Below are 18581 nucleotides of genomic sequence, written 5' to 3'. Positions count from 1 at the left end.
GATATAACCGCCGCCGATGCGAACCGGCGCGCGCCCCCTCATTCTCGCTCTTGCCCTGCTCCTCGGCTGTAACGGCAGCAGGGATCAGCTCCTCGCGGACCTCCAGAGTCCCCGCCCGGAGGTCCGCGCTCTCGCGGTGAAGAAGCTGGCCGGGCAGGGCAACCCGGATGACCTCGTCCTGTTCACCCGCGCGGCGAAGGACTTCGCCGCCATCGTCCGGGCCGAGGCCGCCGTGGCCCTGGGGGAGAGCCAGGACGCCCGCGTCGTCGACCTCCTGGGCGAGCTGCTCGAGGACGCCGACGAAGAGGTCCAGGGCCGCGCCGCCATGGCGCTGTCCAAGGTGAACAACGAGAAGGCCAAGGCCTACCTCACGCTCCAGTACGGACGGCGGGGCCGGGCCACGCGGCGGATCATCGTCCAGGCGCTGAAGAACGCCAACGTGCCCGGCGCCATGGCGGAGGTGGTCGCCGCCGAGGCCCGCTCGCAGTGGGATCGCAACCAGCTCGCGCTGACGGAAGGCGCGCTGCCCGAGCGCGTGGGCGCCGCCGAGGAGCTGGGCAAGAGCGGCCGCCCCGACGCCGTCAACCGGCTGCTCCCCATGGTGCGCGACAGCCAGGTCATCCTCGCCGCCGCCGCCGTCCGCGGCCTGGGCGACGCCGGGGACAAGCGCGCGGTGGGGCCCATCGCGCTGCTCCTGGAGGAGAACTTCCCCGAGCTGCGCGAGTCCGCCATCCACGCCCTGATGAAGCTCCAGGACCCGGTGGCCACGCAGCGGCTCCAGCTCGTGGCGGTGGAGAAGAGCGCCGTCAGCCCGCTGGCCACCGATGCCATCGTGTCCTTCCCCCGGACGCCACAGACGGACGCGGCGCTGTGCGCCATCGTGCTGGAGGGCGCGCCCGCGGAGGCGCTGGTCGCCGGCCGGGCCATGCGCGCTCGGGGGGGCTGCCCGGTGGACCCCATTGGCGAGCGGCTGGCGCGTCCGGCCACCGCGGTCGGTGGGCTCCAGGCCATCACGGGGTTGGGCCCCACGGCGCTGCCGCTGCTCGGGAAGGTCGTGCCGTGGCTGAGCCACCCGGATGCGTCCATGCGCCTGCTCGCGGTGGAGGCCGTGGCCGAGCTGGGCGATGCATCGGTGGTGCCCGCGGTGCAGAAGCTGTACGAGCAGGAGAGCAAGGGCCTGGAGGCGCTGCGCGCCGACTGGGTGACCCAGGCGCTGCCAGAGAAGTTCGGCCTGGGCTTCGATCCTTCGACCATGCCGCCGACTCAGACGATGCCCGGCATGAATGATGACCGGCCCTCGCGGCACGCGGACCTGCTGGGGCGTGTGAAGGAGCTCAACGCCGCCCGGGTGCGCGAGAGCGGCCGGGACGTGGTGCGGCACCGCGTGCCCACCGAGCTCTACGACGACGTGGCGGCGGAGCGGCTGGTGCCCCTGGCGACGCTGCTGCGGGCGCTGGGAACGCTGAAGGCGCCCGGCGCCCTGGAGCTGCTCACGGGCTACACCCAGGATTCCAGCCCCGCGCTGCGCGTGGCGGCCCTGGTGGGGCTGGCGCGGCTGGGCCCCGAGGGCGTGGCGGTGGCCAAGGCTGGACTCATCGATCCCGACCGCGACCTGCAGAAGGCCCTGGCCCAGGCGCTCGCGGACGCGGGAGAGGCGGGGCAGGCCGCGCTCATCGAGCTGCTGCCGAAGATGGGCAGCGAGAAGCTGCTGGCCTTGGATGCGCTCACGCGGGGCAGTGGCGTGCCGGCCTCGGCGTCCGCGCCGCTCCAGGCGGTGGTCCGTGAAGGCGGGCCGGAGGCGGCGCTCGCGGCGGCGTTGCTGGGGCGCCTGCAGGCGAAGGACGCGGTTCCCACGTTGGTGAAGGCCCTGGACGAGCCCAACAGCGTGGCCCGCCGGGACGTGCTCCTGGCGCTGGGGAGCATCGGCGACGCGCAGGCGGCCGACGCGGTGGCCAAGGACCTGTTCCACGACATGCCGGAGATCCGCGCGGCGGCGGCGTCCTCGCTGCGGAAGCTGGGCAGCGCTGCCCATGCGGACCCGTTGGAGGCCCTCAAGGGGGACTACTTCCGCACGGTGCGTGAGGCCGCGGGCGCGGCGCCACTGTCCGAGAGCACGGCTTCGGAGGGGGCCCGCTGATGGAGCTGCGCAAGCTGAAGGACAAGGCGACCGAGGCATTCACCAAGGGGCGCTTTTCCAAAGCCGCGGAGCTCTACGAGGACTACTGCCGGGCCGAACCCAAGGACCACCAGTCGAGACTCCGCTCCGGGGATGCCTGGGTGAAGGCGGGGCAGAAGGACCGGGCCATCTCGGCGTACCAGGCCGCGGCGGAAGGCTTCGCGAGGGACGGCTTCCTCCCGCGCGCCATCGCCGCGAGCAAGCTCATCCTGGAGCTGGACCCGGCGCATCGCGGGGTGCAGCAGATGCTCGCGGACCTGTATGCCCGCAGAGGCACGCCTGCGGGCGCTCGCGTCCGTGGCCCCATGAGCAGCGCGTCGGCCGTGACGAAGCCCGAGGCGCCAGCGGCACGGAGCGGTGGGGGGGACGGCGCTTCGCCAGCGCCGTTGGCGGCGCGTGGCCCGGCAGTGGACGTCTCCTCGGAGCCGCCACCCGAGCTGGCGCTGTCCGCGAACGAGCCCTCCAGTGGCCACGAAGAAGTCGTCCATTCCGTCCAGATCGGCCTGGCCCACGACGAAGCCTCGGCGGGTGTGGAGCTGACGCTGGACATCGCCACCTCGACCGCCGCCGTGCCGCCTGAATCTCGACCCGAACCAACCGCGATGCCCGCCAGCGAGCCGGTGACGCCGCCGCTCGCGACGCGGCTCCCCGCTGTGCAGCCCGGGGGCGCGCGCGCGGCGACGAGCGCGCTGCCTCCCGGTCTGGCGCCTCGCGCGTCCCAGCGGGTGCCCGCCGTCGGAGCACCTCGCGCGTCAGAGCCCGAGGCTCCGACGCCGCGTCCCGTCTCGAACAGCGGCCGCTGGCAGGCCCTGGCATCACCCATCAGCGAGCAGCCGCCCACGGCGCCCGTTCCCTCCACCGTTGATGCCTCGGCGTCCTCCGCGCCCCCGGGCCTGCGCCCCCGCCGCGCGGAGCAAGCGGCGCCCGCGGGCGCCAGCGTGCTCCCGGTGCACGACCTGTCCTCCGCGCTGGGCGCCTCCCTCCGGACGGCGTCGAGCCCGTCGTCCTTCACGGAGCTGGAGCTGGAGGCGGACTCCCTGCTGCACGCGGTGGAGCTGGCGGCACAGGCGGGGCTCCACCGTCAGGGGCTGGCGGCCCCGGCCAGCAGCGACGGCGTCGAGGAGGAGCTCGACAGCCTGACGGAGGAGGCCCCGGCGGATGCGGCCTCCCTGGACACGCTGCCCACGATTCCACTCTTCTCCGACCTGCCCCGCGACGCCTTCATCGAGCTGTTCGAGCGCTGCCCGCTGCGGCGCTTCGGCCCCGGCGAGCGCATCATCCAGCAGGGCAGCCACGGCGACGCCTTCTACGTCATCTGTGAGGGCGCGGTGCGCGTCTTCCGGACGGAGAACGGCGCGCGCCAGGACCTGGCGACGCTGGAAGGCGGCACCTTCTTCGGAGAGATGGCGCTGCTCTCGGGCGCGGCGCGCACGGCCTCGGTGGAGTCCGCGTCCGAGGACACGCAGCTCCTGGAGATCTCCGCGGGCGTGCTCGCCGAGCTGTCGCGAAGCCACCCCCAGGTGGCCCAGGCCCTGAAGAAGTTCTGCCGGCAGCGCATGCTCACGAACGTCATGAACACGTCGGAGCTGTTCCGGCTGTTCGGCCGGAGCGACCGGCGCGCGCTCGTGGAGCGCTTCCGCTCCCGGGACGTGGAGCGGGACACCGTCATCATCCGAGATGGCGACCCGACCGACGGCCTCTACGTGGTCCTGTCCGGCGAGGTGGAGGTGCGCAAGGACGGCCACCTCCTGACGCAGCTCCGGGAAGGGGAGGTGTTCGGAGAGATTTCCCTGCTCCAGAAGACGCCCGCCACCGCGACCGTCACGGCCACCCGGCACACCACGCTGTTGCGGCTGCCGCGCGCCGACTTCGACACGCTCATCTCCAGCCACCCGCAGATCCTGGCGCTGATCTCCGACCTGAGCGACGAGCGGCTCCGGCGCACGCAGCGCGTGCTGACCGAAGCCGGCGTGGAGGAGGACCTCATCCTCGTCTGAGGCGCGCGGAACGCCCCCGGAGGTCCACCCGGGAGGCCTCAGCGGACCTTGGCGAGGTAGTCGTCCCGCGTCACCAGTCCGCGCGTCTCCAGCAGCTCCAGCATGGCCCGCAGCGACCGGGCCTGCTGGGCCACCATCCGCTCCAGCCCCGCCACCTGCTGCGTCAGCTCCTCCACGCGCTGGGCGAGCTCCGCTTCACGGCCCGGCTGGGCCAGGGCCGCCGAGGCCGCCCGCACGGCCACGGACAGGGGCTCGCTCTCGGCCGGAGGCGCCAGCTCGAAGGTGGGCTCGTCCATGCCGAAGGACAGCGGGGTCGCCGTCGTCGAAGTGACCTCCCCATGGTAGTGGCGGCGGATGGCGCGCTCGATGGAGGACGCGCTCGCGACGACGACCTGGAGCCGCTGCCCGCTGTGGAAGGCCAGCTCCTGGAAGGCCTCCACGTTGGTGGGGTCGGCGGTGGCGACCGTGACTGTCTTGGTGGCCGGGTCCGCGGCAATGGGGAAGACGGTGTAGCGCTCGGCGATGTCCGCCCGGAGCGCCTGCAAGGCCAGCGGCGCCGGCGTGTGCTGCTCCAGGTCCACCGTGGGGATGGCGAGCTGCCGCGACAGGGCGTGGACCATGGAGCTTTCGTCCACGTACCCCATGTGCACCAGGGTGAGGCCCAGCTTGCCGCCCCATTTGCGCTGCTCGGCGAGGGCGGAGCGGAGCTGGGTCTCCGAGAGGAGCCCGGCGTCCATGAGAATCTCCCCGAGCCGGCGCTTGCGGCCAGGGAGCGAGACAGAAGGTGTGACAGGCGGCTGTTTCACGGCTGACAAGCATAGCAGCCCGTCGGGCACCGCCAGTGGCCGCGCCTCACCCCGGGGGGCCGGGGAGCGGCATGCGGGCGGGGAATGGGGTACAACGGTCTCCACATGACGCGACGGATTCTGCCGTTTCTCGCACTGGTGCTCGCTTCAGGCTGTGCGTCTCAGCGCCTGACGGGCGCGGACCTGGACCAGGTCCGGCGTCCGGCGTTCATCTCCCGCATCAAGGACGGGGCCGGCCCCAAGAGCCTCGTGTTCCGCGAGGACTCCGCCTACGGGGACAAGCTCAAGAAGCTGGAGCCGGTGGAGGCGGACCGGCGCCTCACGGTGAAGCTGCTCCAGGCGGTGACGCGCTTCGAGGTCTCCGAGCGGCTCCGGGTCAACACGCTGACCCAGCTCCCGCGTGAGTTCCCCTGGACGCACGTGGTGGACCCAGCGCGGGTGGCCTCGGTGCTGGAGAGCTTCCTGGTGGAGGAGGTGCCCGCCAACGCGCCGGACTACGACCTCGTGGCCTCCCTGGGCGCGGACACCATCGTCGAGTTCGTCATCGAGGACTACGGCATGCGCAGCGACGACGGCCACGCGGGCGCGTACCTGCGCGGCTACGGGCGCATGTTCACCCTGGACGGACGCACCGAGGTGTGGCGCCGCCCGTTCGACCTGGACCAGGTGACCCAGGGCAAGCCCCACCTGGACCCGTTCAAGGTGGGCAAGAACCCCTCGCTCTTCCGTGACGCGATGACGGAGCTGCTGGACGAGGTGGCCCAGTTGTTCGTGAAGGACCTCACGCCCCAGGACCGCGGCGCGGCCCCTCCGCCGTCACGGGCCTCCGCGGCGTCGGACGTCGTCCCCGGCCAGGCGGGAGCCCCGGCGCCCGAGGCCGAGAAGCCCGCCGAGGACACGCTGGCCCCCGGCGAGCTGCCCGACCCCGACCCCTGACGCGCGCGGCCTCCGCTCACAACAGCGCGTGCTCCAGCAGGAGCACCGTCAGCCCCACCACGAAGCTGACGAGCGTCACCGGCAGGCCCACGCGCAGGTAGCGCAGGAAGGTCATGTTCACCTTCCCGCGCGCCGCCTCGAACACGATGAGGTTGGCCACGCTGCCCACCAGGGTGAGGTTGCCCGCCAGCGTGGAGCCGAGAGCCAGCACGTGCCAGCCCAGCTCCGCGTCGTGCAGCGTGGGCACCCACGTCCGCGCCAGCATGACGAAGGGCACGTTGCTGAACAGGTTGGACGCCACCAGCGTCAGCCCCGCGAAGCCCACCATCTCCCGCAGCGGCGGCCCCGTCATGAGGGGCTCGAACAGGACGCGAATCTCCTCCGCCCAGCCGTGCTTGTTCACGCCGTAGACGACCACGAACAGGCTGGCGAAGAAGAGCAGCAGCACCCAGTCCACGCGCTCCAGCGCCTCGCGGGGCTCGCGCCGGGCCAGGGCCATCACCAGGGCCGCGCCGGCCAGGGCGCTCCAGCTCATGGGCAGCCCGGCGAAGAAGGCCACGACGACGCCCGTCAACACCCCCAGCGTGAGCGCCATCAGGCCCCGGTCCACCGGCGGCGGCGGTGGGTTGGGCTCGAAGCGCTTTGACGGCAGGTCATGCCGGAACAGGTACAGCAGCCCCGCGGCGACCACGGCGGTGGAGAGCAGGGCGGGCAGCGCCATGTACGCCGCGAAGCTGGCGTAGGACAGCCCGGAGGCGCCCTGGATGAGCATGTTCTGCGGGTTGCCGGTGAAGGTGGCCACCGAGCCGCTGTTGCTGCCCATGCACACCGCGAGCAGGTACGGCGCGGGGGGGAGGCGCGCGTCCTCCACGGTGGCCAGCACCAGGGGCGTGAGCATCAAGCACACCGTGTCATTCACCAGGAACGCGGACAGCGCGGCCGAGATGAACGTCACGGCGAGCAGGAGCAGCCGGGGCGTGTGCGCCTTGCGGACGGCCCAGGCCCCCGCGGTGCGGAAGAAGGACGCCTGGGACATGTACGCGGCCAGCAACATCATCCCCAGCAGCAGGACGATGGTGTCCGCGTCGATGGCGTGCCGGTTCGCGTCCGCGCTGTGGTTGTAGACCTCCGCGGGCGTGACGACGCCGAAGACGACCATGAGCACGGCGCCCAGCAGCGCGCCGCCGGGGCGGTCCAGCTTCAGGTACGGAAGCCGCGCGCCGGCGATGAAGACGTAGGTGAACAGGAAGATGGCGAGGGCCACGGCGCGGCACACTAGTGGAGCGCCCGCGTGTCCGCCTCTGTGGGATTTCGCTGGAGCTCAAACCACCCGCGCGCGCTCCCGCGTTGTCTGCCCTGGTACACGTCTGTACAGTGCCCGGCCCATGAAGCCAGAGAAGGAACCGGGCGCTTTCGGAGGGGCCCGTCGCACGCCGTGGAACGCGCCTCGCGGGTTGAGCGCCGTGCTGGAGGGGTGGCGGTCGGACCGGCAGCTCCGCTCCTGCTTCGTCCTGGACGAGGCCACGCCCGCGCGCGCCGGCGTCTTCGCGCCCATCCCGGAAGAGGTGGCGCCCCAGGTGCGCGAGGCGCTGGAGAAGCGGGGCGTCCAGCAGCTCTTCTCGCACCAGGCGGAGGCGTACCGGCTGGCGCGCGCGGGGCGGAGCCTGGTCATCGCCACGCCCACGGCCTCCGGCAAGAGCCTCTGCTACAACCTGCCGCTGCTGGACCGCTTCGCGCGCGAGCCCCAGGCGCGGGCCCTGTACCTGTTCCCCACCAAGGCCCTGTCTCGAGACCAGGAAGAGTCCCTGCGCGCGTTGATGCGCGAGGCGGGGCTGTCCCACGGCGCCATCACCTTCGACGGGGACACGCCCGCGGACGCGCGCCGGGCCGCGAGGGAGCGCAGCGGCGTGCTCCTCACCAACCCGGACATGCTGCACACGGGCATCCTGCCGCACCACGCGAGCTGGGCGCGGCTGTTCTCCAACCTGCGCTACGTCGTCATCGACGAGCTGCACACCTATCGCGGCGTGTTCGGCTCGCACCTGGCCAACGTGCTGCGCAGGCTCCAGCGCGTGGCGCGCTTCCACGGCGCGGACCCGGTGTTCATCGCGGCGTCGGCCACCATCGGCAACCCGGAGGCCCACGCGCGGCGGATGCTGGGGCGGGACGTCACCCTGGTGTCGGAGAGCGGCGCGCCGTCCGGTGAGCGCCGCGTCATGGTGTTCAACCCGCCCGTGGTGAACGCGGAGCTGGGCATCCGCGCCAGCTACCTCAAGACGGCGGTGCGGCTGACGGCGGACCTGGTGCGCGCGGGCGTGTCCACGCTGCTCTTCGGGCAGTCACGCAACAACATCGAGGTGATGCTCAAGTACCTCCGCGACCGCTTCGTCGAGGAGAAGCTGGACCCCAGCCTCATCCAGGGCTACCGCGGCGGCTACCTGCCGGGCACGCGCCGCGCCACGGAGGCGGCGCTGCGCGCGGGCGAGGTGCGCTGCGTGGTGGCCACCAACGCGCTGGAGCTGGGCATCGACATCGGCTCGCTGGACGCGGTGGTGTGCGCGGGCTACCCGGGCTCCGTCGCCGCGCTGATGCAGCGCTTCGGCCGGGCAGGGCGGCGTGGCGAGGGGAGCCTGGCGCTGCTGGTGACGTCCAGCGCGCCGCTGGACCAGTACCTCGCCGGAGACCCGCGCTTCCTCGTGGGCTCGCCGGTGGAGCACGCGCGCATCGACCCGGACAACGTGGAGATATTGGTCCAGCACCTCAAGTGCGCGTCCTTCGAGCTGCCCTTCGAGGAGGGCGAGCCCTTCGGCGACGTGCCGCCCGAGTCCACCACGGAGGCGCTGGGCTTCCTGGCGCAGCACGAGGTGGTGCATCCCACCATCGGCGAGGCGGGGCGCCGCGTGTTCCATTGGTCCACGGATGCGTACCCGGCCAACCATGTGTCCCTGCGCAGCGTGGGCTGGGACAACGTGGTCATCATCGAGAAGGGGACGGACCGGACGCTGGCGGAGATGGACTTCCGGTCGGCGCACACGATGCTGCACGAGCAGGCCATCTACCAGCACGAGGCGGAGCAGTATCAGGTGGAGCGGTTCGACTACGAGAACCACAAGGCCTTCGTGCGCAAGGTGGCGCCGGACTACTTCACCGACGCGATGACCTACGTGCGCGTGCACGTCATCCAGGAGGACCAGGCCGCGCCCATCGGCCCGGACCTCCAGGCGGGAATGGGCGAGGTGAGCGTCATCGAGAAGGTCGTGGGGTACAAGAAGATCAAGTACCACACGCATGAGAACGTCGGTTACGGCGACGTGGCGCTGCCGGAGATGCAGATGCACACCACGGCGCTCTGGCTGACGGTGCCGGAGACGGTGGTGCGGGCCATGCGGGCGCCGCGTCCGGCGGTCATCGATGCGCTGCGTGGACTGACGACGGCGCTGCGCACGGTGGCGTGCGTGGGGTTGATGATCGACCCCCGGGACATCGGCAAGACGCTGGGGAGCCGGGATGACGCGGAGGGGCCGCCGCGCAAGGATGGCGGCGTGGGCTTCGATCCAACGCTCTTCCTGTACGACAACGTGCCCGGCGGCGTCGGGCTGGCGGCGCGGCTGTATGACCAGCGGGACGAGCTGCTGAACCGCGCGCGGCGGCTGCTGGAGTCGTGCGCGTGCGAGGACGGCTGCCCGGCCTGCATCGGCCCCGCGGCGGGCGCGATGCCGGGCCAGGCGCCGGTGGATCCGCATCCACGCAAGCGGCTGGCGCTCGAGGTGCTTTCGGCGCTGGGCGTCGCGGGCGTGCAGTAGGCGGGAGGCGCGGCCGTGGACCTGAAGCGCAAGCTGGCGCGCCTGACGAGCGTGGGCCCCGGGGGCAAGGCGCCCCCGCGTCCCGCCGTGGCGGAGCCGCGCGCGGAGGAGCCAGCCGGCACCACCGCCGAGTCGAACGTGTCCGAGGCGCTGGCGCGGTTGGCGCAAGCCCGGCGCATGGACGAGCCGCCCTCGACGCAGGCTGAGCCGGGCGTGCCCGCGGCCCTGGCGCGATTGGCCCAGGCCCGGCGCATGGAAGCTCCGTCGCAACCTGACGCGGGCGACTCCCCAACGGCGCCTGCCGGGCAGGGGACACCCGCCCCAGCGACCATCGGCGCTGAGGCGCAGGTCCCCACCTCCGCGCGAGCGCATCCGGCTCCGCGGCCGAGCACCTCCAGCCCGGCGCCGGAAGCAGCCGCGCCCAGGCCGAGCGATCCCCGGATCGACAGCCTGCGCCGTCTGCTGTCGGACTGGTCGGAGCGCCAGGGCCAGGCCGCCGCGCGCCGGGGCACGCCGCCTCCCGCGCCTCCGGGGCCGCTGCCCGTGGAGTCCCGCGCCACGGCCCACGGCACCATCCACGTCTCCGAGCGAATCCACACGCCGGAGCACCGCCATGGCTCCGCCCCGGTGGCGGCGGCCCTGGACGTGGAAGGGCCGCTGGTCGCCAGCCTCGCGCTGCACGCGGACCTGGCGGGCGTGGACTTCCAGCGGATGCTCTTCCTGGACACGGAGACCACGGGCCTGGCGGGCGGCACCGGCACCGTGCCCTTCCTGGTGGGCCTCGCGTGGTTCGAGGGCCGCTCGCTCAAGGTCCACCAGCTCTTCCTGCGGCGCCTGGGCGAAGAGGCCCCCATGCTGCGCGCCCTCGCCGAGCGCATGGCCACGTCCTCCTGCCTCGTCACCTTCAACGGCAAGAGCTTCGACTGGCCGCTGCTGCGCACGCGCTTCGTCCTCAACCGCGTCCCCGCGCCCGCCGAGCTGCCACACCTGGACCTGCTCCACTGCGCCCGCCGCGTCTTCAAGCACCGGGGCGCCGGGGCGCGGCTGGTCCACCTGGAGGACCAGGTCCTGGGCTTCCGCCGCGTCGACGACGTGGACGGCTCGCTGATTCCGGACCTGTACTTCCGCTACCTGCGCGGCGGGGACGGCGCCTCGCTGACGCCCGTGCTGGAGCACAACGTCAACGACCTGCTGCTCCTGGCGGCCCTCCTGGGAGAGCTCGTCCGCCGCTTCCGCGCGGGCGGCGCCGGCGCCTCGGTGCCCCGGGGCGAGGACCCTCGCGACCTGCTCGGCTTCGCGGGCGTGGCGCTGCGGGCCCGTGACTACGAGCGCGCCCAGGCCTTCGCCCGGGCCGCGGCGGCGGGGGACACCGGCGCCGTGGGCATCGAGGCCCTGGCCCTGGCCTCCCGCCTGTCCCGCAAGGCGGGAGATGCCGCGGCCGCGGCGGCGCACCTGCACCAGGCGCTCAACACCGCCCAGGGCTTCCAGGCCGCGGCGCTGCACCTGCAGCTCACCAAGCTCTACGAGCACGACCTCAAGGACCTCGCGCGGGCGCTGCACCACGCGAAGCTGGCCTCGGCGGCGGAGCTGCCCGCGGACCACCACCGCCGCATCCTGCGCCTGGAGGCGCGGCTCGCCCGGAGCACCCGGGCGGCCTCGCTGGACCTGGGAATGGAGCGTCCCCGCTCGGGAACCTGAGCATTCGGGGGCTGTGGCACCGCTGGAATCGGACAGTCCATCGGGCCGGGACGCTCGCCCCATTGTCAGACAGGCACATCCTTGAGGCATGCGCCACGCCCGTGCGCTATGAGGGCCTCATGAAAATTACCAAGGACAGCGTCGTCTCCATCGATTTCCGCCTCCACCTCGGCGACGGCAAGGCCGTGGACGAGAGCGAGCCCGGGGAGCCGCTCGTCTATCTGCAGGGACACGAGGAGATCGTCCCGGGCCTGGAGAAGGCGCTCGACGGCAAGTCGCGCGGTGACACCCTCCAGGTGACGGTGGGCCCCGACGAGGGCTACGGCGACTACGACCCCGAGGGCGTCGAGGAGGTCCCCAAGACGGAGTTCCCGGAGGGCCTGGAGCTGGTGGCCGGCGGCGTGCTGAGCGCCACGGACCCGGACGGGGACGAGGTGGACTTCTTCATCAAGGAAGTGAAGGCCGACTCCGTGCTGGTGGACTTCAACCACCCGCTGGCCGGCAAGACGCTGCACTTCGAGGTGACGGTGCGTGACGTCCGCGCCGCGACGGCCGAGGAGTTGGAGCACGGCCACGCCCACGGCCCGCACGACCACCACTGAGACAAAGGCGGGCGCCTTCGCGGGCCCACCCTTGAAGCCTCGCCGGGCGCCCCGCGCTGGGGACGCCCGGCGGAGGTCTCCGCCTAGCCGCCCAGGAAGTCCGACGTGAAGGCGAAGGCGCCCATCATGTAGGGCAGGGCGCCGCCACGGTTCGGGTGGTTCAGGTACCACGCGAAGTTCAGCAGGATGGTCGGCCGGTTGAACGACGAGCCCTCGCGCGTGTTCAGCGCGTAGGCCACCATGGGGCCGATGCGCGTGTGGCTGTTGTCCACGTTCTGCGCGCCGCCCGAGCCATCCTGGTAGCGCGGCCACACCCCGCTGAACCGGGCCCCCAGCGTGAGCTGCGGCGTGGTCAGCATCATCAGGTCCGTGTCGTTGGTGAACACCCAGCCCCGGCCGGGGATCAGCGTGTCCAGCAGCGCGTCATAGAAGGACGCGCCCTGACCCTCGCGCAGCGCCACGTTCCAGTACTCGATGGACGTCTTGCTGCGCACCACGAACGAGCCGAAGCGCGCCTGGAGCGTGGGCTCCACCATGTAGTGGTGGCCGGAGGTGCTGTACGCGTCGTCCTGCGTGAGGCTGCGCGCGTCGTCGGAGAAGTCCAGCAGCGGGTTGTTGTACGACTGGAGGAACCCGAAGGTGCCGAAGTACCGCACGTACTCATAGGTGGCGCGCAGGTTGAAGATGGCCAGCGGCTGGATCTCCAGCACCGGGCCAATCTTCATCGACGCCGGGTTCGCCTTGAGGGCGAAGGCGCCGTTGACGAAGTTGTCGCGCGTCAGCATGGACTCGCCGTCGAACATCCGCTTCTGGAGCACGAGCCGGTTCTGCGTCTCCATGCCCAGCGGGTTCCAGCGCAGGAAGTTGATGTTGGCGAAGTAGAGGCGGGTGTCGGGCCCCAGCGGCGGCAGCGTGGGGGCCGTGGGCGCATCCGTGGGCTTGGGGGTGGTCTGCGGAGTCGAGGGCAGGGCCTCGGCTTCGGCCTCTTCGGCGGCGGCTGGCGCGGAGAATCCCAGGCAGAGCGACAGGGAGAGCACGGACAGCGGGCGACGCAGCGTCATCAAGACACCTTCTCGGGGAGTGACGTGGGGGTGCGGTCTACTGCGGGGGACTGCTCGTCCGCGTAGCGCCGGCTCACGTAGAAGCCGAACGCCGCCGCGGTGAAGTACATGATGAGGCTGTAGATGGCCGGCGGGATGGCCATGGTCGAATTCGCCAGCAGCGTCGGGCTGAGCGCGATGGCAATCGCAAGCATCCCGTTGTGGATGCCAATCTCCATTCCAATGGCCACCGCCTGCTTCCGCGGCAGGCGCAGCAGGACGGGGACGAAGTAGCCCACCGCCAGGCTCACCAGGTTGAAGGCGAGCGCCGCGGGCCCCACCTGGCGGAAGAAGCCCAGCGCGTTCTCCCGCTCGGTGTACACGGACGCGCCAATCACCGCGACGAGGAAGGCGGTGGACAGCACGCGGATGGGCTTGTCCATCCGCTGCGCCGCCGAAGCGCTGCGCGAGCGGATCAACATGCCCACGCTCACCGGCACCAGCACGATGAGCACCACCTGCACCACCTTCGCGAACTGCATGGGCACCGCGCGGCCGTCGTCCATGAAGTGCATGAGCGACAGGTTGATGATCAGCGGCAGCGTGACGAGCGACAGCGCGCTGTTCACCGCCGTCAACGTGATGTTGAGCGCCACGTCCCCCCGGGCCAGGTGGCTGAAGAGGTTCGCCGTCGCGCCGCCAGGAGAGGCCGCCAGCAACATCAACCCCACCGCCAGCTCTGGCGGCAATGCAAAGGCGTGGGCAATGCCCAGACAGGCCACCGGCAGCAGCAACATCTGGCAGACGAGGCCCACCAGGATGGCGCGGGGGTAGACGATGATCCGCTTGAAGTCCGCCAGCGTCAGCGTCAGGCCAAGCCCGAGCATGATGACGGCCAGCGCCAGCGGCATGAGCACCGCCGTGAAGACATTCGACTGCATTCGCCCCCCGGATGGAGTGTTCTGCGTTGAGCATCAGCGTCGCGCAGGAGGGCGGTGCGCTTCAAGCTCCCCTATTCTGAGAGGTTGCATGCGTCATGGGTGACCCATGATGCTGTATATCATTGATGCACTGCGGCGCAGCGCATGAGCCGGCTATTCCCACTGTGAAATTGCCCCCCCTCACTCCGGGCCGATGTCGCTTGGTGGACCGTGACAGGGGCCGAGCTCCCCGCGACAGGCGTCCTCGGGTCGGTTAGGACAGGGCCCATGAGCCGAGTCCTGGACGAGCTGTTGTCACTCCTCAAGCTGGAGAAGATCGAGGAAAACCTGTTTCGAGGCAGGAGTCAGGACCTGGGGTTCCGCCAGCTCTTCGGCGGCCAGGTGCTGGGGCAGGCGCTGTCCGCGGGCAGCCAGACGGTGCCGGCGGACCGCCATGTCCACTCCCTGCATGGGTACTTCCTGCGGCCGGGGGACGCGTCGCTCCCGGTCGTCTACACGGTGGACCGGGTGCGGGATGGCGGCAGCATCACCACCCGCCGCGTGGTGGCGGTGCAGAAGGGCGAGCCCATCCTGACGATGATCGCCTCGTTCCATGGAGACGAGGAGGGCTTCGCCCACCAGGCGCCCATGCCGGAGGTGCCAGGGCCGGAGGGGCTGGCCACCGAGCAGGAGCTGCTGGGCCGCCTGAAGGACCGCATCCCGGAGGCGCTGCGGGAGAAGTTCCTGGGCGACAAGCCCATTGAGATCCGCCCCGTGGCCCCGAGCGATCCGTTCAACCCGGAGGCGAAGGCGCCCATCAAGCACGTGTGGTTCCGGGCCAACGGCGACCTGCCGGAGGACCCGCAGGTGCACCGCTACGTGCTGGCCTACGCGTCCGACTTCAACCTCATCAGCACCGCGCTCCAGCCCCACGCGGCCAGCTTCTTCCAGCCCCGCATCCTGGGCGCCAGCCTGGACCACGCCCTGTGGTTCCACGGCGACCTGAAGGTGGGCGACTGGCTGCTGTACGCCATGGACAGCCCCTGGGCGGGCAACGCGCGCGGCCTGTCGCGAGGCAGCGTCTACACCCGCGACGGCCGGCTGGTGGCCTCGGTGGCCCAGGAAGGGCTGCTGCGCATCCGCAAACCCAAGGCCTGAGAAGCGGGGACGGTGCCCGGTGCCGGCGAGCCCGGACGCACGTGCCGTGAATACGGCGCCGGCTCGGCCGTCGGGAGCAGGCAGGCCTCCACTGCTTGCTCCCGAAAGGTCCTCCGATGCGTACCCGTGTGTGGCTGTCCGTCCTCGCCGTGCTCTCGTTGGGTGCCAGCGCTTGTGTGATGGCGCCGCTTCAGCCTGGCTACACCGAGTGCGGGGACTTCATGGGTGACGACCCCTGCCAGCCGGGGCAGTACTGCGCGGACGCCACGCTCAGCTATTGCGAGCTGGGCTGCACCAGCGACGTGAACTGCGCCTCCAACCAGGAGTGTGTGAAGGAGTACGGAGAGCAGGTGGGGGTCTGCCTCAACACCTGCCCGTCCTGCGCATACGATTGAGCCCTGCGCGGGCAGGGCGCCCGCGGCCTCGGAGGTGACGTCGATGCGCGCGGTGGTGTTCCAGCACGAGGAGCACGAAGGGCCCGGCCTGCTGGGGCCGGTGTTGCAGGAGGCGGGCTTCACGCTGGTGCCGCGCTTCCGCGCCGTGCGCCGGGAGGACGTGGACGCGGAGCTGCTGGTCGTCATGGGCGGCCGCATGGCCGTCTACGAGTCGGACCAGCATCCCTTCCTGCGGCAGGAGCTGGGCATCCTGATGGCGCGGCTCGCCTATGAGCGCCCCTGCCTGGGCTTCTGCCTGGGCGCCCAGCTCCTCGCGTCGGCGGCCGGCGCGGACGTGTTCCCCGGCAAGAATGGCCTCGAGGTCGGAGTGGGCCCGGTGCGTTGGACGGCGGACGCGCAGAAGGACCCCGTGTTGTCCGGGGCCCGTCCGCGCGCGGCGGTGGCGCATTGGCACGGGGACACGTACCAGCCAGTCCCTGACGCGACGCTGCTGGCGTCCACGGACCGCTACACCCAGCAGGCCTTCCGGCTGGGAACGTCCTATGGCTTCCAGTTCCACCTGGAGCTGACCGCCACCGAGATGGGCCGGTGGATCGACCTGGAGGCGGACAGCCTCCAGCAGCGCGGGAAGAACCTCCAGGAGTTGAAGGCGCAGCTCCCCAAGCTGAAGGCCGCGGAGGCCGACAACACGGAGGTCCTGCACCGGCTGGCCCATCACTTCGCGCGCGTGGCGGCGGGCCGCTGACGTGAGCGGGGGGCGGACTAACGGAGCCCCTTGGGCTTGCGGGCCGCGCTCGCGGACGGGGACTCCACTTGGGAGGAGATGTCCGCGTCGCTGCCGTCACCCCCGGGGGCACCGTCCGCGCCGTACGACAGGATGACAGGGCTGCCGCCCTCATTCGTGTACACGTAGTCGCGGTTCCACGGGTCCTTGGGCAGGCGATCCAGCGTGCGCGCCTGGAGGAGCTCCTCCAGTCCGGGCTGGGTCTCCGGGAAGCTGCCCGTCTTCATGTAGTGGAGCTTGAGCCCCGTCTCCAAGGTCTTGATGTCCAGGGCGGCGGTCTTCAGCTTGGCCTCCTCCAGGTTCGACATCACGGAGACGCCCACCGCCGCGGCGATGAGGCCGAGGATGGTGATGACCACCATGATTTCAATCAGTGTGAAGCCGCGAACGGGACGACGCCGGGCCTTCAGCTTCTGCTGGGTTGGATTCATCTTGGGGTTTTGACCTCGTGTGACGTTGTGTCCGGCGCGTGCGTGCCCGTCGTGGCGTGATGTCTGGCGTTGGGGCCGCGTTGCTCGCGCCGATGCCGCTGAGCGCCGGTGACCGCCTTCGGAGCCGGGCTCGAAGGACAGTCAGTGCAGTCGCCGTGCCGACCTGGTGAGGCACAGGCGCGGCCCCGACCGCGCAGGCCCGCGGCGCGTGACTGTCGTATTCCGCCAGCGGCATGCCACTCGTGCGCAGTGGATGCGGGTGTGCGTGACGCTCACCCTCCGGCATCGGCGCGGACGGGCCGCGCCATCACAAGGAGGCCGTCATGAAGCCCCATCTTCCACTCCTCATCCTTCTGGGCGCCGCGGGCTGTGGCACCGAAGTCGAAGACGTCACCGAGGTCCAAGACGTCGCTGCCGCGAGTCAGGCGTCCGACCTGAGTCAGAAGTGGGAGTTGTGTGGGAAGAAGGCCGTCCGCTTGGAGGACATCCACCCCGGCGCGGCGGGGTCCGATCCCGCCGACTTGTTCCACGGCGACCGGGTCCTCTTCTTCACGGCCAACGACGGCACACATGGACGTGAGCTGTGGCGAAGCAGCGGAACCGGCGGGAGCGGCACGGCCCTGGTGAAGGACATCTACCCGGGGCTGGCGAGCTCGGAGATCTCGAACTTCACCCGGGTGGGGAACCGGGTGTTCTTCGCCGCAGATGATGGTGTTCACGGCTACGAGTTGTGGGTGACCGACGGGACGTCGGCTGGCACGTACCTGGTGAAGGACATCTACCCGGGGCCGGCGGATGGGGTCCACCGTCCGAGCCCCTTCTTCAGGAGGAACTCGCCCTTGATGGTTGAGTTCGGCGGTGTCCTGTACTTCGGCGCGGATGACGGCGTGAACGGAAGCGAGCTGTGGCGCAGCGATGGCACGGAAGCGGGGACGTACCTCGTCGAAGACATCGAACCCGGACCCGCTGACTCATTCCCGCACACCTTCGCCCGCGTGGGCGACGAGGCCTTCTACTTCGTGGCGGCCCAGGAGGAGGGCTCCAGCGACACGGTTCATCTCTGGCGTAGCACCGGAGTGCCAGGCGCCATCTCCGTCCTCAGCCGGGCGGGCGACAACGTCATCTTCAGTCCGCTGGCCGTGAAGTCGCGCCTCTACTTCCTCCTGGATAACGACGAGGGCGAGGCCAGCTTGTGGAGGACGGATGGGGCCGCCTCGAGCACGGAGCGGTTGCGGCATTTCGTTGGCGAGTACCCGCACGACCTGGTCGCGCTGGGGCACCGGGTCGTCTTCAGCGCCGGGAGCGGGGAAGCCGAGGGCGAGGAACTCTGGATCAGCAACGGCTCGCCGCCGCCGGGCACGCGGCTGGTGAAGGACATCTGGCCAGGACCCATGGGCTCCTCGCCGGGCTCGCTGGCGGTGCTGGGCTCGCGCGTCTTCTTCGCCGCGAATGATGGTTCGGGTGATGGGCGTGAGCTCTGGGTGAGCAATGGCACCGGAGCGGGGACCCGGCTCTTCAAGGACCTGGCGTCCGGTGGTGCTTCGTCGGATCCCAACGCGCTGGCGTCCATTGAAGGCACGCTGTTCTTCTCCGCGAACGATGGCGTGCACGGCTTCGAGCCCTGGGTGAGTGATGGCACCCGTTCAGGCACGAAGCAGCTCCGCGGGCTGGCGCATGGGAGCGCTTCGTCGTCCCCCCGTGACTTCGTGCGCTCGGGCTGGGACGTGTTCTTCTCCGCGGATGACGGCACGACGGGACGTGAGCTGTGGGCGCTGCCGTTCCGTCCGAAGGGGGAGTGTGAGCATCACCGCGGCGCCAACTGAGCGTCCGCGCGC

General features: G+C 71.1%; 15 protein-coding genes. 10 read left to right on the top strand and 5 right to left on the bottom strand.

Features of this window, described 5'->3' with window-relative positions; translation table 11 throughout:
* Nucleotides 1-16: 16 nt before the first annotated feature.
* Together MYMAC_RS19065 and MYMAC_RS19060 are read left to right on the top strand one after the other, a co-directional pair.
* Nucleotides 17-2137 (top strand): HEAT repeat domain-containing protein, encoded by a 2121-nt coding sequence (locus tag MYMAC_RS19065; RefSeq protein WP_095959106.1) that lies wholly within the window; start codon nt 17-19, stop codon nt 2135-2137.
* Complete coding sequence (locus MYMAC_RS19060) at nt 2137-4173, top strand: cyclic nucleotide-binding domain-containing protein (RefSeq protein WP_095959105.1); 2037 nt, start codon at nt 2137-2139, stop codon at nt 4171-4173. The genes MYMAC_RS19065 and MYMAC_RS19060 overlap by 1 nt, the downstream gene beginning before the upstream one ends.
* Before the next feature lie 38 nt (nt 4174-4211).
* Here MYMAC_RS19060 and MYMAC_RS19055 read toward each other — a convergent pair whose 3' ends face one another.
* Nucleotides 4212-4910, bottom strand: coding sequence for a GspE/PulE/PilB domain-containing protein (locus tag MYMAC_RS19055; RefSeq protein ID WP_095959104.1), 699 nt, complete (start codon nt 4908-4910; stop codon nt 4212-4214).
* A gap of 174 nt (nt 4911-5084) precedes the next feature.
* On the opposite strand from MYMAC_RS19055, the gene MYMAC_RS19050 reads away from it, so the two are divergent.
* The gene (locus MYMAC_RS19050) at nt 5085-5915 is read left to right on the top strand and encodes a hypothetical protein (protein ID WP_193364413.1); all 831 of its coding nucleotides are present in this window, start codon (nt 5085-5087) and stop codon (nt 5913-5915) included.
* 16 nt (nt 5916-5931) lie between these two features.
* Here the strand turns inward: MYMAC_RS19050 and MYMAC_RS19045 are convergent, their stop codons facing one another.
* Nucleotides 5932-7179 (bottom strand): ArsB/NhaD family transporter, encoded by a 1248-nt coding sequence (locus MYMAC_RS19045; RefSeq protein WP_043713376.1) that lies wholly within the window; start codon nt 7177-7179, stop codon nt 5932-5934.
* Between the two features lie 121 nt (nt 7180-7300).
* Here MYMAC_RS19045 and MYMAC_RS19040 point away from each other — a divergent pair, with 121 nt between their 5' ends.
* The 3 genes from MYMAC_RS19040 (at nt 7301) to MYMAC_RS19030 (ending at nt 12018) form a co-directional block, all read left to right on the top strand.
* A complete protein-coding gene (locus MYMAC_RS19040) occupies nt 7301-9718 on the top strand; it encodes a DEAD/DEAH box helicase (RefSeq protein ID WP_239988880.1) in 2418 nt (805 codons plus the stop codon).
* Between the two features lie 15 nt (nt 9719-9733).
* Nucleotides 9734-11416, top strand: coding sequence for a ribonuclease H-like domain-containing protein (locus MYMAC_RS19035; protein ID WP_095959102.1), 1683 nt, complete (start codon nt 9734-9736; stop codon nt 11414-11416).
* Nucleotides 11417-11535: 119 nt separating this feature from the next.
* Nucleotides 11536-12018 carry an FKBP-type peptidyl-prolyl cis-trans isomerase gene (locus MYMAC_RS19030; RefSeq protein WP_043713373.1) on the top strand — a complete coding sequence of 161 codons (483 nt, stop codon included), beginning with the start codon at nt 11536-11538 and terminating at the stop codon, nt 12016-12018.
* An 83-nt stretch (nt 12019-12101) separates the two neighbouring features.
* On the opposite strand, the gene MYMAC_RS19025 is transcribed toward MYMAC_RS19030, so the two are convergent.
* Both MYMAC_RS19025 and MYMAC_RS19020 read right to left on the bottom strand, forming a co-directional pair.
* Nucleotides 12102-13079, bottom strand: coding sequence for a hypothetical protein (locus MYMAC_RS19025; RefSeq protein WP_095959101.1), 978 nt, complete (start codon nt 13077-13079; stop codon nt 12102-12104).
* Nucleotides 13079-13999: a bile acid:sodium symporter family protein gene (locus MYMAC_RS19020; RefSeq protein WP_013940453.1), complete on the bottom strand. Its 921-nt coding sequence runs from the start codon at nt 13997-13999 to the stop codon at nt 13079-13081. The genes MYMAC_RS19025 and MYMAC_RS19020 overlap by 1 nt, the downstream gene beginning before the upstream one ends.
* Nucleotides 14000-14266: 267 nt before the next feature.
* On the opposite strand from MYMAC_RS19020, the gene tesB reads away from it, so the two are divergent.
* The 3 genes from tesB to MYMAC_RS19005 all read left to right on the top strand — a co-directional run bounded on the left by tesB (nt 14267) and on the right by MYMAC_RS19005 (nt 16276).
* Nucleotides 14267-15136: an acyl-CoA thioesterase II gene (tesB, locus tag MYMAC_RS19015; protein WP_013940452.1), complete on the top strand. Its 870-nt coding sequence runs from the start codon at nt 14267-14269 to the stop codon at nt 15134-15136.
* A gap of 116 nt (nt 15137-15252) precedes the next feature.
* Complete coding sequence (locus MYMAC_RS19010; protein ID WP_238539738.1) at nt 15253-15531, top strand: hypothetical protein; 279 nt, start codon at nt 15253-15255, stop codon at nt 15529-15531.
* 43 nt (nt 15532-15574) lie between these two features.
* Entirely contained in the window at nt 15575-16276 is a 702-nt protein-coding gene (locus MYMAC_RS19005) for a type 1 glutamine amidotransferase (RefSeq protein ID WP_095959100.1), read from the top strand.
* 17 nt (nt 16277-16293) lie between these two features.
* On the opposite strand, the gene gspG is transcribed toward MYMAC_RS19005, so the two are convergent.
* A complete protein-coding gene (gene gspG / locus MYMAC_RS19000) occupies nt 16294-16746 on the bottom strand; it encodes a type II secretion system major pseudopilin GspG (protein ID WP_095959099.1) in 453 nt (150 codons plus the stop codon).
* Between the two features lie 323 nt (nt 16747-17069).
* On the opposite strand from gspG, the gene MYMAC_RS18995 reads away from it, so the two are divergent.
* Nucleotides 17070-18569, top strand: coding sequence for an ELWxxDGT repeat protein (locus tag MYMAC_RS18995; RefSeq protein WP_095959098.1), 1500 nt, complete (start codon nt 17070-17072; stop codon nt 18567-18569).
* The last annotated feature ends 12 nt before the right edge of the window (nt 18570-18581 follow it).

It is taken from the genome of Corallococcus macrosporus DSM 14697, from assembly GCF_002305895.1.
Taxonomy (GTDB): domain Bacteria; phylum Myxococcota; class Myxococcia; order Myxococcales; family Myxococcaceae; genus Myxococcus; species Myxococcus macrosporus.
The sequence above is the reverse complement of the archived record's forward strand: the minus strand, read 5'-3'. Positions and strand labels throughout refer to the sequence as shown.